The sequence below is a fragment of the Streptomyces sp. NBC_00536 genome (assembly GCF_036346295.1).
In the GTDB taxonomy this organism is placed as follows: Bacteria; Actinomycetota; Actinomycetes; order Streptomycetales; family Streptomycetaceae; genus Streptomyces.
This window is the reverse complement of the sequence record NZ_CP107819.1, coordinates 30,197-42,773: the sequence shown is the minus strand read 5'-3', so window position 1 is coordinate 42,773 and position 12,577 is coordinate 30,197. Positions and strand designations below refer to the sequence as shown.

The following is a 12,577-nucleotide window of genomic DNA, read 5'->3' as shown; positions in this document are numbered from 1 at the left end:
CTCGCTTGACCTCTTGCGCGTCAGTCCGGCAGCCAGTGCAGCTCGTGCGCCAGGGTTTTGGCGACGGCACGGATGCGGCGGTGTAGTGGCGACTGCTCGCGGGGGAGGACCAGGTGGATCGTCAGGCTGGGCGCGCCCCGCAGCGGTCGCCAGGTGAGACCGGCCGGTTGTGCCGTGGCCGCGGCTTCTCCGGCCGGGGCGAGGGTGACCCCGTCGCGCAGGTCGCGCTGGGACATGTCGAAAGAGACTGCGGGCGTGTGGAATCGGGGGTGTGGTCGGGTGTCCCGGAACACTGCGGACAGCTGATCGTGGATCACGGGGTTGGCCGCACGGTCCGGGAGTCGCAGCGGATACGCGGCCGCGTCGGCGATCTCGATCTCCGGGTGTTCGGCCAGCGGATGGTGCTGCGCCAGCTGCACCCCGACGCGCATACGGCGCAGCAGGAACCGGCGCACGCCACGGCCCGGCTGTTCACCGCGGGTGATCCCGGCATCGATGCGGCCGTCGGCGACCGCGGGGGAGATCTCCGGTGTCGCCATCGGGACCGCGCCGACCTCGAGTCCGCTGTTGCCGCGAATCAGCCTGTCCACCAGGGCCGGTGCCGTCTCGGCCCCGGTGCTGAGGCTGTATCCGATACGCAGCGTGCCCAGTTCACCGGCCGCTGCGCTCCGGGCGGTGTCCCATGCCCGGTCCAGCGCCGCCAGCGCGGCCGGCGCGGACTCCGCCAAAGCCGCACCGGCCGTGGTCAATACGACGCTACGCGTGTTGCGGACCAGCAGGGCCGTACCGAGTTCCGCCTCCAGTCGGCGCATCCGGGCGCTGAGTGCGGGCTGTGCGATACCGATCCGTGCGGCCGCGCGGGTGAAGTTCAACTCCTGTGCCAGCACCAGGAAGTACCGCAGGCTCACCGTGTCCGGCGCCACGTGCTCTCCCTGCCGATTGATAACGATCCGTTCTGAGTCTATCCCGTACCGGTCTTTCCCCCGACCGCACATCAAGCCCTAACCTGCGCATATGACGATTCGACTGACCGCAGTACCCGTCGCCGGGATCGATAGGTCTGAGTGTCAATTCGGAGTCGGAGATGTCCGTCCCAACACAGGAGGTTTCCATGGCTAAGGGCTACTGGGTCAGTGTCTACCCCGCCATCTCCGGCCCTGAGGGGCTGACTGCCTACGACAAGCTGGCCGGTCCGGCTGTCCAGGCCGGGGGCGGGCGCGTCCTGTCCCGGATCCCGTCCCGTGGCGGTCGAGTCGTCGCCCACGAGGCCGGAATCACGCAACGCGTCGTTCTGATCGAGTTCGACAGCTTTGAACAGGCCGTCGCGGCATACGAGAGCGAGGCATACCAGAAGGCGCTGGCGGCCCTCCCCGACGGCGTCGAGCGCGACTTCCGCATCATCGACGGCATCGACTGACCGGTGGGCCCGGCCGCCATCGCTGAGCATCCGTCACCTGACACGCACACACGGTGCTGAACGACGACTCACGAGACGAGTTCGAAACCATGCCCCTCGTCCCAGTTCGTCGTCGACGTCCTCGACGGCCTGATCGCTGTCGGGCGGATCGGAGAAGTGACGCGACGTCCGGGCCTGCTGGACTGTCTCGCTGGCCTCGTCGACGAAACTCACCATCGCCCGAAGCGAACCGCGAACCGCTTCTCACACGACAGATCGCCCTGCTTGCGCGAACTGGCCGACCTGAAAGTCGGCCATGCGGCCGTCGAGGCATGAGCCCATCGCCGCACCTCATGCACGCCCGTCACGGGGCCGCGCCGGTGCGACAGACTTCCGACCACCGGGCCAGCGGCCCCGACGGGGAAAATATCGGGAACTTCCCGATTTAGGCGGGTGTGCGATGCCAGCAGGACACCTCATCGGCGTCGCGGCGTGATGGCCGGTGATTTGCGAAAGCCCCGAGGTGTGCCACAGCCTCGCCCCCTGGGGCGCGAGTCGGTCGTCTGCGAGTTCACCCACCGGACCCGCAAGGAACTCGGCATCGCCGCGGTCTGCTCTCTTCAATCTCTGCGCCACAGTCTGGTCCGCTACGACGGCACGGCGACGGGCACGGACCCGCAGGCCCTCATGGCCGCGGTGCTGTCCGGCATCGGCCGCGGCAAGCCCTACGGTGCCGGGCTGCTGACACTGGTCCCGGCAGCCGCAGCATGACGGCCTCTTCAGGCGAGAGCGGCCAGGCCCGTCGGCGTCTTGCCGCCCCGACACTCGCCATGCTATCGCGCGTGGCCGACTCCTTGTCCTTCCTCTATCTCGATATGGTCCGCGTCGTGCAGGACGACACCGGGGTATGCGCGCAGATCCGCGTGGACGAGAACTGCACCGACCTGGTCTGCATCCCGACTGCCGCGCTGTCCTGCCTCCTGCTGGGCCCCGGAGTCTCCATCGCCACACGCGCGTTGGCGACGCTCGCCCGCCATGGAACCAGCGTCGTGGTGACCGGGGCGGGAGGCGTCCGCCCTACGCGTCGGTGCTACCGGATTCCCTCACCACCACCTGGCTCGAACACCAGGTCCATGCCTTCTCCGATCCTGAGCGCCGCCTACCGGTCGCCGTACGCATGTACAAGATGCGCTTCGGCGACGAGGTTCCGGCAGGAGCGGATCTTGGCCAGCTCCGCGGCATGGAAGGGCAGCGGATGAAGGCCCTGTACCGCCTCCTTGCCCAGCAGCACGGCATCGGCCGCTTCCGCCGCAACTACCACCCCGACCAGTGGCACGAACAGGACCCGGTCAACCTCGCGCTCTCGGCAACCAACACGTGTATGTACGGAATCGTGCACGCGGCCCTCCTCGCGCTGGGCTGTTCACCAGCGCTCGGCTTCGTCCACGCGGGAACACAGCACGCCTTCGTCTACGACATCGCCGACCTCTACAAAGCGCAGACGACCCTCCCACTGGCCTTCTCCCTCCACGACTCCCCGGACCCGGAACGGGACGCCCGCCGAAAATTCCGCGAGGACCTCCGGCTTCTTCGGCTGCTGCCCCGCATCGTGCGCGACGTCCAGTCCCTCCTGAACCCGAACTCGCCGGCCTCGGAGGAGACTCACCAGAGCGGGGGTGCAGGGACTCGGGACACCCCGGAAACGACGTGTGGTCTTCACTTCCGAGCCGGGCATGCCCGTCGATCACACTGATCCACCCGAGAATCCCAAGATCCCCGGCAGAGTCCCTCACTGCAGTAGTGCGTCCATTCCGCCCCTCGCGATTTGGATCGTCAGCAGCCCCAAGGTGTGCTTCAGGGGGAGCGAACGGGCTGGTCAGAAGGTTCGGGGCCTCCGGGATCGCCCAGGCCGCTTTTCGCCGAAGCCGGTCAGCAGCCGAGGGGGCCGACGAGCATGCCCGGCTCAGTCCGCCCGGGCGCTGCCGTCACCGGGACGGGGCGGTCCGGGCGTCCGGGCCGTCCCCCGATGTGGGACGCATCGACCAGGCGAACACCGCCGCCAGGCCGACCGCGGCGACGGCCATCAGCAGCCCCGAACGGACGCTGAAGGCGGCGGTGACGAACCCTGCCATCATCGCGCCGCCAGGGGCTCCGATCCCGGAGGACAGCATGCGACGGGTGGCGTTCACCCTGCCCTGGAGGGGTTCGGGAGTTACGGACTGGGCGTAGGTCACCGTGTTCACGATGATCATCAGGTAGACCGTACCCCACGCCGTGATGGTCGGCAGCGCGAAGCGCCAGTCGTCCATCGTCGTGGTCAGCAGTCCGAGACCCGCGCTGGCCGGTAGCGCGACCCGCATCACGTGCATCGCGTCGACCTTCCGGAGCAGGCGGGGAAGGGCGATCGAGCCCAGGACGCCACCGACGCTCCAGGCGGTGAAGAGCAGTCCGATCCGGGAATCGGACTCCACCAGGCCGAGATCGCGATCGGCGAAGATAACGAGTTGTCCCAGGAACGCGCCGCCTGCGAAGGACTGCAGACATCCGCATACCGTCATGATCCGGAGGGCCGGCTGCCGCCACAAGAACTGCACCCCCTCCTTGATCGACTCCAGGATCCGAAGGTTCTCGGACGGAGCCGTGCGAACACCGGTCGGCATGGCCATGGCACCGACCAGAAGCGCGGAGATGAGGAAGGTGACCGATTGAAGGGCGAGTGCGCCGGTGGTGCCCAACACGCCGATGAGTAAGCCTGCCATGGCCGTGCCGATGATCCGTACCGTTGTTTCCCCGCCCCAGATCAGGCTGTTGGCCTGGGCGAGGCGCTCCCGCCCAACCACAGCGGGCACCACTCCGTACCCGGCTGCGTCGAAGAAGACGTAGAGCGTCGACGACACGAAGGCAACGGCCACGATGTGGACCGTGGTCAACGAGTGGGTGGCCGCCGCCAGCGGGACACTCGTCAGGCACACGCTGTTCGCGAGATCGGCAGCCACCATGATGCGGCGCCGGTCCAGCCGGTCGGCGAGCGCTCCGGCCAACAGTCCGAAAAAGACGTACGGCATGGCCTCGCCGGCCGCCACGAAGGACACCAGCAGCGGGGAATGTGTCTTCTCGTACACCAGGACGGGCATGGCGACGTACGCGACGGCCGATCCTGCCCCGGATAGGATACGAGAAAGCCAAAAAAGGCGGAAGTTGCGGACGTAGCGCAGCGGGCGAGGCCTCTCGTCGAGGCTCACGCCCTCCGAATTCGGTGAAGTCATGAGAGTTTCTAGGCACATCGGACGCACCCTTGTCAAGGGTCCGCTACGCCGTGACGTGCTCAACCACTTCCCGGGTCGGATTTGCCGCCTGGTCGACCAGGGATCCGATCCGGCGGCGGCGATGGCTTTCGGTCATCTCTGCGGATCCGGCCGGTGTGCCAGTGGCCGAATCTATGAACCTCACCGGACGAGTGGCGCCAACACTCCGCCAGCGATCGTTCGCGTCCCAACTCGGTTACGCCCTACACGGATTCGATCAGATCGAAGGATGCCACCGATTCGATCCGGCCATCATGGGGATTCCTCTTGATCACCACCTGGACGTGTGTTCGAATTGCGCCGATCAACCGGTACACATTCGAACGGGGAGCAACAAGTGCAGGTCACGCCATTACGGGAGGCCCCCGAAGATATCGGCCTGGCGAACGCCGCCGAGCACTACTACCCACAACTCTCCGCAACACTGAATCTGCTGCTCAGTCGAAGCGACAAAGCATCGAGTGAATTCAATCCGGGAACGCTTCTCCCAGAATTGACCCCCCGGGTACGCGATTTCTTCTCCGTTTCCGGACTAGCGTTCTCACGACTTGGCGAGTACAAGGGGAAGCATCTTTCGCTGCTCAACCTGGCGCAGAACCCCGGCACCCGTACGACGAAGACGCTCGCCTCTTTGGTGACGGTCGCCCGGGCCGTCCGGTTCATCCAGGACACCGGTGAGCGGGTCATGATCCTGACGCCGTCGTCCGCCAACAAGGCCACTGCCATGCGCGACGCGGTGCTGCGCGCCGTGGAAGCGGGGCTCGTCACACCGGAGCAGCTGAGCGTTTCGGCCGTCGTCCCCCGGAGCTCGACGCCGAAGCTCTGGGCGTCCCGGCTGAATGACGATCCCGAACTCCAGGCACGGAACCCGGTCGCGGTGTTCCCGGGTGCAGAGCCGTCCGATGTGAAGGCATTGGCCCGTCACGTGGTCGACCATTACGCCGCACCGCTCAAGGACGCCACGGGAGTCAACCTCTGGTACACGCTCGACCTCGACAACTACATGGCCGCCGACGTCATGCGCGCCTTCGCTGAGGCCGAGCTGTTCCCCGCCACCACGTCGCGCTTGCACGTCCATGCCGTCTCGAGCGCCTACGGCCTGCTGGGGCACGCGCGAGGGCATGAGCTGCTGGACGAGTCCCGGCGCAAGGAGCTGCCCGAGCCCCACTACCTCCTGGTTCAGCACCTCGGCACCCCCGACATGGTGTTGAGCCTCTACCGCGGGGGCACGGACCGGGACCTCCTGCCCACGTACCACCATGACGACCGGCTCGGGCTTTTCGTCCAGCACGAGGACCCGAGGTTCCCCTCCACCACCCTGGACCCGGACGAAGTCCTCGACACCACGTTCTACACCCGCAAGCCGCCCACGTCGGCCCGGATGAACGAGCTGATCCGCACCCAGGGTGGCGGAGGCATCGTCGTTTCCCTGCACGAGTGCCTCACGCGGTACGCACAGAGCCGGGCGCTCCTGCGCCAGGGTGGTGTGACAGTGCCGGCGGATCCCCGGGCCCTTCGAGAGTGGTCGTTGGTCATGGCGGTGACCGGGCTGCTCAACGCCATCGACCGCGGCCTCGTTGCCGAGGACGACGTCCTGGTGCACGGCTCGGGGTGCTATGGCGTCGACGACTTCACCCCGCTGGCACCGGCGGCGCTGCACACCGTGCACGACGGCGACATGCTGCGGGACGTCGTGTTCAAGGCTGCCGAGGCATGAACGACGACTGGGTGACGCTGCCCTATTTCGCCCTGCGCATGTCCGGGTTCCCGTTCGAGCTCCTGGAACGGCTGTCGTCCGTCGCGACGGCTGACGCGGCCCGCCGGCTCGTCCTGTTGCGAGACGAGATCGAGCGGACCGTGGCCGCGTCCCACTCCTCGGAGGTGTTGTCGATCGCCCGCTCCCGCGCGGACGGCGCCGTCCTGCGAGCGATTCGGAAACGGAAGTGCCCGGCCCCGCAGATCATGTCCGAAGTCGCCCAGACCGGGATCAGGACGATGGGGGACCGGTTCACCGCTCTCCTTGACGACGAGGTCCGGGCCGAGCAGGAGTTCCTCGAGCTCTACCCGACCGAGGAGCTCAGGACATCGGATCGCCTGGTCGGGCTCTTCCAGACAAACGCGGACCTGCGGGACGCGCTGCTGGTGTCCAACGAGAGCTCCGAACCCGTACTCAGCCGGTGGGTCGAGAAGACCAGGCAGCCCGAATGGCGCTGGCACAAGGACGACCGGTCCAGGGTCGACACCCTGGTCCGCCATCTCCAGCGGGCTTGCGCGAAGAACGACACCACCTCCCACCTCGGGCCGTACGCCCTCGGCACCTTCGCCTCCGACTCTCTGGGAGTCACCGCCGAGCCCGTCCGCCTGACCCGGCTCCCGCTGCTGTCGCGCTGGGCGGGCGAGGCGATCGCCACCGCCATGCGCGATGACCCTCGGGTCGTCGCGCAGTGCCGTCCCCGGAGGGCACCCGGCGCCCTGCTCTCGCACGGCGTCCTCCAGGTGTTGGCCATTGACTCCACCGCACGGGTACGGGATATCAGGGACGCGACCCAGGTACGCCCCCCGGTCGAGCTCGGCCCCTACGACCAGGCTGTGCTCGCGCTGTGCGACGGCGCCCGGACAGTGGCCCGGATCTCGGAACTGGCCCCGCTGGCCGCGCCCGGCGAGCACCCGTCGGGCGACGTCCGGGAGAGCTTGCTCCGCCTCGAACGGCTGGGCGCGATCGTGGTGGGGCCGGAACTCCCGTACGGATCGGCCGATCCGCTGGCCGAACTCGCGGCGTACGAGGGCGACCAGGAGGCCAACGCCTGGCGCGGTCTGCTGCTGGAGGCACAGCACCGGCTTGCCGAGTTCGGTGCTGCTGACAGCACGACTGCGGACCGTCGAAGCGCACTCGACTCACTCAAGCAGAGTTTCGAGGCCTACACCGGTGTCCCTGCCGAACGCGGCAGCGGAAGGTTCTACGGAGACCGGTCGGTGCTCCACGAGGACTGTTCGGGTCGCTATGCCGACCTGTCCATCGGCAAGCCGCTGACCGACCATATCGAGGAAGTCCTGCCGCTCGCCTACGAGCTCACTATGGCCGTGCCTCAACAGCGGTACGCCGCCGAATCCCGGCTGCTCAACTCATGGTACGCGAAGCGGTTCCCCGGGCGGATGGAGGTGGGCATCCACGAGTACCTCACCGCGTTCATCGAGGACTCAGACGGACTGGTTGCCGACTACGCGGAGATCGACGCCCATGAGGCCGCGTTGCTCGACCGGATCGAGACGGCGCTGATCCCGTCGGGCTCGTATGACGCCTCGGCCGTATCGGTGGAGGCCACGACCGTGCGGCGGCTGGTGGCGGCGATCGGGGACGGCAGCCCGGTCCTGTGCAATCCCGACCTCATGATCGCGGCCGCGTCCCACGCACACCTGGCGTCCGGCGACTTCTCTCTCGTGATCAGCGAACTCCATGCCAATGAGGAGTCGTTGAGCCACGGCCTGTTCGGCCCGGTGCTCGACGAGCGGTATCCCGGCTTCACCTCGGCGGTCACCGGCGCGTACCGCCGGCTCCTCGCCGAGGACGAAGACCTCGCCTCTGTGACGCTCGCCCACCGGAACAAGTCCTACATCCGCACGGCATTGGACACCGTGGAGATCGAGGCCATCGGGCGATCGCCGCTGCCCCGCGAACGGGTCCTGGTCCTGGCCGACCTGCGGGTGATGGCGGCGGAGGGCACTCTGAGGCTGCGGAACCCGGAGACCGGCAGGTTCCAGCGCATGGCCGCGCTGCCGTACGCCTGGCTGGGCGTCCGCCAGAACCCCTTCGTGCCCTTCGGCTTCGCCCGGCACCAGGGAGGGAGGCTGCTCCCCGGATCCCGTCATCCGCACCTGCCCCGGATCACGCTGGACTCCGTCGTGCTGCAGAGGGAGCACTGGCGGGTACCCGCCGAGGAGCTGTCGGCCCGCCATAGACGCGACGCGTTCCTGAAGGTCCAGCAGGTCCGCGAGGAGCGGTGCCTTACCCGGCACATGTATGCCAAGGTCCCCGGGGAGACGAAGCCCCTCTACTGCGATCTGGAGAGTCCGCTCCTGGTCCGGCAGCTCACCCGGATGGCCGCGCTGTCCTCGGAACCCATAGACCTCTCCGAGATGCTGCCGGGCCCCGAGCACTTGTGGGTGGCGGACCCTCGTGGCCACTACACATCCGAGCTGCGCTACGCCGCCTTCTCGAGCCCACGACACTGATCGACCGACCCACGAGGACTGAGCCGCTGTGCGCGTCATTCCCCCACCCCGCTCTCCCCTGCCCCACAGGCTGCGCATGCACGCCGGCTACCACTGGCGCAACAGCGGCCATCCGATCGTGACCCGGCTGCGCACCGCCGTGGACATCCGCGGCGGAGCGGTGTTCCCCGCGATCCGCTCGGAACTGGGCGGATTGTCCGTCACGTACGCAGGCCTCGCCGAAGGGCTCGCCTACACCTTGGAATTCACCGAACTACGCCGAGAGTCGGAGGACGGCGAGAGCGCCCGCCGCACCGCCGCCAAGCTCACGGGGAAGACCCTCAGGTCACCGGCCGCCCTGCCAGACGCCGACATCGTCATCGTGGGCACCGGCGCCAAACAGGCGCGGCGGTTGCCGAGGCAGGCCTCCCTGATTGTGCCGATGCGCGTCCACTTCGTCGTCGCCACCGACGAGGCTCCCGACCTAATCCGGCAGAGGATCTCCAAGCGCGAACGCTCGCAGTTCAACCGTGACATGCGGATCCATGACTGGACCTGGGCCGTCGAAACCGAACCGGCCTGGTTCGACTTCTTCTACGACCGCCTGTACCGCCCGACCATGCGCGAACGTCATGGCGAACGCGAACGAACCGAGAGTAGGGAGGTCTCCTACGAGTGCCTCTTCCGCGGCGGTCGGATGTTCAGTCTGTCCCAGGACGGTGAACGCATCGGCGGCGCCCTGTGCCACTGGGACCCCGAGTCCTGTGTGCTGACCCTCCGTCTGCTCGGCGTGGTCGACGGCGCCAAGCAGCACTACGACAGCGGTGCCTTCAAGGCCATCTACCACTTCCTGATCGACTGGGCCGCGCACAACGGTGTCCGCCGGGTCGACTTCCAAGGCACCGAGCCCTTCCTGAGCAAGGGCACCTACCAGTGGAAGCGCCGGTTCGCGACTGAGGTGATCCTCCCGCCGAACCACTTCGGGGAGAAGCGGCTCTGGCTTCAGGTCCGACGCGACACACCCGCCGTACGGGACTTCCTGGTCGCCAACCCGCTGCTCGCAGAGGCGGCCGACAGGTCGTTGGAGGCGGTGTACTTCCACGATTCTGCCCGGCCGCCCCAGCTGGACTACTCGGCGAAGTCGCCCGGTGTCTCCCGTGTGCGCGAGGTCAACCTGGATGAGTTCCTCGCCCCACGTTCCGCCGCACATCTCAACCGAAGGACGCGCCCATGACCACTCAGTGGTACGCAACCGACCCCCTGCCGACCGGCTCGCGCGTCGCGGTCCCCGCCCTCGTGGAGGGCCTTACCCGGGCCATGGACGACATCGCGTTCCCGATGGATCCCGCGTCCCTGCGACCTGTGGTGCTCTCCCAGCAGTCCTACGGCGAGCTGTTCACGGCGGCATCGGCACTGCTCCGGCTGCTGCGCAGGACACTCCTGGAATCCGCGCCGGCCTCGGCCGGCCGCATCGCCGCGCTCGGCGCCGACGAGCACCTGTACCCGCTCTTCATCGACGGCGAGGTCGAGGAGGCCTTCGCCACATGCATAGCCCGCCCCGATGTCATGGTAGACGCCACCGGGCCGAAGTTCGTCGAGTTCAACATCGGGGCTGGCATCGGCGGCGTGGTCGACACCGCGTTGAACTCCGCGGCGTGGACCGCGGCGTACGGCGGGCCCGAACTGGCACCGTTCACCGGGCCCGACCCGCTCGCCGTCCGGGACGAGATCTTCGTGCGCGCGGTGCGGGAGCTCGGTGTCGCACCGGCCGTCGCCATCGTCGGTACTGCCCGAGACCTGAACGGCAGCAGGACCACCCGCTACTACGACGTTCAGGTCGACTCGCTCCGGAACCGGGGCATGAAAGCCGAGTTCTTCGAACCGGAGGACCTCCTGGAGGGCCTCGGCCTGCCCGGCCGACCCCGCTACGAAGTGGGTCTACGCCACTTCACCATCCCGGAGTGGCGTGGTCACGGAATCGACCTGGCCCCCGTCCGCACCGCGCTCGACGCGGGGTGCACTCTCATCTCCACCCAGACCGCCTATCTGATTTCCAACAAGAAGGTGCTGGGCTGGGTCTCCGAGGGCCGGCCCTGGATGACGGAGCAAGACCGCGACATCGTCGACCGGTACCTGCCCTGGACCCGTGTGGTGAGCGACCGCGCCACGCGGTGGCAGGGATCCTCTTACGTGCTTCCCGAATTGTTGCTCGACCGCCCGGAGGAGTTCGTCCTGAAGCCCGCCGTCGGCATGAAGGCACAGGACGTCCTCGTCGGCCGCGACTGCGACGCGGAGCTGTGGCGTCGGACGGTGACCCGGGCCGCGGCGCACGAGGACCACATCGTCCAGCAGTACGTGGTACCTGTCGCGTGTCCCATGGAGTTCGCCGACGCGGACGGCGACACGTACGAGGCGGACGTCCTGCCAGTCTTCAGCCCCTATGTGTTCGACGGCAAGCCGGGTGGCTGCATGGTCCGTTATCTACCGCCGGGGGGACACGGCGTGGTCAGCATTCACGGCCACGGCGCCCTTCCCTCGGTGGCTCTGGCTCGCCGCTGATTCCAGGGCCGCCCGACACGCGACGGCGGTCTCTCCGAAGGAGTTGCTCGATGTATCTCATCACCATCTCTCCACAAGATGCGGCTCATGCCCGGCGCTTCGTGGGAGACCTGGCGCGACGCTACCCGTCGGTCGACTCGGAGGAATTCCTCGCAGACGCCCCGGTGCTCGCCCAGGAGCTGCCGAGGAACCTTCGGGCCGCGCTCAACGAGTTCCGCCTCCGGGAACCGGCCGCCGCGTGTGTCGTCGACGGCTTCCCCGTTGACGACGACAGGATCGGCTGCACCCCCGACCACTGGAACACGCTCCTGGCCGCCTCGCCGACGCTCGAGGAGGAATTGTTCTTCCTGCTCTGCGGGCAGCTCCTGGGCGATCCCATCGCCTGGGCGACTCAGCAGGACGGGCGCATCCTGCACGACATCATGCCGATCAAGGGCCATGAGATCGGGCAGTTGGGGACGGGGAGCATCACCCCGCTCGAGTGGCACACCGAGGACGCCTTCCATCCCTACCGGGCTGATTACGTCGGCCTGATGTGCTTGCGCAACCCGGACGCCGCCGAGACGACCTATGTCGGAATCGAAGACCTCTCGCTGGACGAGGGAATGCGGGTGCTCCTGGCCGGCGCGCACTTCCCCCTGATCCCCGACGACGCGCACCGGCCCGAGAACCGCGCCGAACAGCGGCCCGGTTCACCGGTCGCCGCGCTCCAGGAGCGCAGTTACCAGCGCATCCGCCGCATGCTCGAGGCCCCGGAGCCGATTCCCATCCTGTCCGGCGATCCCGCCGACCCCTACGTCTGCGTACACCCTTACTACATCGCCCCGATCGACGACGACGCGGCCCGCCGCGCCATGGCGGCCTTCTGCGCGGAAGTCGAGGCACGCATGCGCACGGTCGTCCTCGAACCCGGCCAATTAATCTTCATTGACAACTTCAAGGCCGTCCACGGACGTCGCCCCTTTACCGCCCGCTACGACGGGACAGATCGCTGGCTGAAGCGCGTCAACATCGCCCGCGACCTCCGCAAATCACGCGATGCGCGCCTCGCCGCACACGAACGCGTCATCTACTGAGCCCCTTCTCCCTGACCACCCCCCCCACGACG

9 protein-coding genes and 1 pseudogene are annotated in these 12,577 nt (G+C 67.8%); 8 read left to right on the top strand and 2 right to left on the bottom strand.

From position 1 onward, the window contains the following. Positions 1–20: 20 nt before the first annotated feature. Complete coding sequence (locus OHS33_RS00160; RefSeq protein WP_330328298.1) at positions 21–923, bottom strand: LysR family transcriptional regulator; 903 nt, start codon at positions 921–923, stop codon at positions 21–23. A gap of 188 nt (positions 924–1,111) precedes the next feature. Here OHS33_RS00160 and OHS33_RS00155 point away from each other — a divergent pair, with 188 nt between their 5' ends. The 3 genes and pseudogenes from OHS33_RS00155 to cas1e form a co-directional block, all read left to right on the top strand. Further along, a complete protein-coding gene (locus OHS33_RS00155) occupies positions 1,112–1,417 on the top strand; it encodes a DUF1330 domain-containing protein (RefSeq protein ID WP_330328297.1) in 306 nt (101 codons plus the stop codon). A 504-nt stretch (positions 1,418–1,921) separates the two neighbouring features. Then, a complete protein-coding gene (locus OHS33_RS00150) occupies positions 1,922–2,167 on the top strand; it encodes a type I-E CRISPR-associated protein Cas6/Cse3/CasE (RefSeq protein WP_443065169.1) in 246 nt (81 codons plus the stop codon). Between the two features lie 59 nt (positions 2,168–2,226). After that, positions 2,227–3,041, top strand: a pseudogene (cas1e, locus tag OHS33_RS00145) (type I-E CRISPR-associated endonuclease Cas1e); the annotation flags it as partial. A gap of 340 nt (positions 3,042–3,381) precedes the next feature. On the opposite strand, the gene OHS33_RS00140 reads toward cas1e, so the two are convergent. After that, complete coding sequence (locus OHS33_RS00140) at positions 3,382–4,638, bottom strand: MFS transporter (RefSeq protein WP_330328296.1); 1,257 nt, start codon at positions 4,636–4,638, stop codon at positions 3,382–3,384. A 400-nt stretch (positions 4,639–5,038) separates the two neighbouring features. Between OHS33_RS00140 and OHS33_RS00135 the strand changes: the two genes are divergently transcribed. The 5 genes from OHS33_RS00135 (at position 5,039) to gntD (ending at position 12,545) form a co-directional block, all read left to right on the top strand. Further along, a complete protein-coding gene (locus OHS33_RS00135) occupies positions 5,039–6,418 on the top strand; it encodes a DUF6002 family protein (RefSeq protein ID WP_330328295.1) in 1,380 nt (459 codons plus the stop codon). Further along, positions 6,415–8,931: a lantibiotic dehydratase gene (locus tag OHS33_RS00130; RefSeq protein ID WP_330328294.1), complete on the top strand. Its 2,517-nt coding sequence runs from the start codon at positions 6,415–6,417 to the stop codon at positions 8,929–8,931. The genes OHS33_RS00135 and OHS33_RS00130 overlap by 4 nt, the downstream gene beginning before the upstream one ends. 76 nt (positions 8,932–9,007) lie before the next feature. After that, entirely contained in the window at positions 9,008–10,144 is a 1,137-nt protein-coding gene (locus OHS33_RS00125) for a hypothetical protein (protein ID WP_330328293.1), read from the top strand. Beyond that, positions 10,141–11,469 carry a hypothetical protein gene (locus OHS33_RS00120; protein ID WP_330328292.1) on the top strand — a complete coding sequence of 443 codons (1,329 nt, stop codon included), beginning with the start codon at positions 10,141–10,143 and terminating at the stop codon, positions 11,467–11,469. The genes OHS33_RS00125 and OHS33_RS00120 overlap by 4 nt, the downstream gene beginning before the upstream one ends. Positions 11,470–11,519: 50 nt before the next feature. Continuing rightward, positions 11,520–12,545, top strand: coding sequence for a guanitoxin biosynthesis L-enduracididine beta-hydroxylase GntD (gntD, locus tag OHS33_RS00115; protein WP_330328291.1), 1,026 nt, complete (start codon positions 11,520–11,522; stop codon positions 12,543–12,545). Positions 12,546–12,577 lie beyond the last annotated feature (32 nt).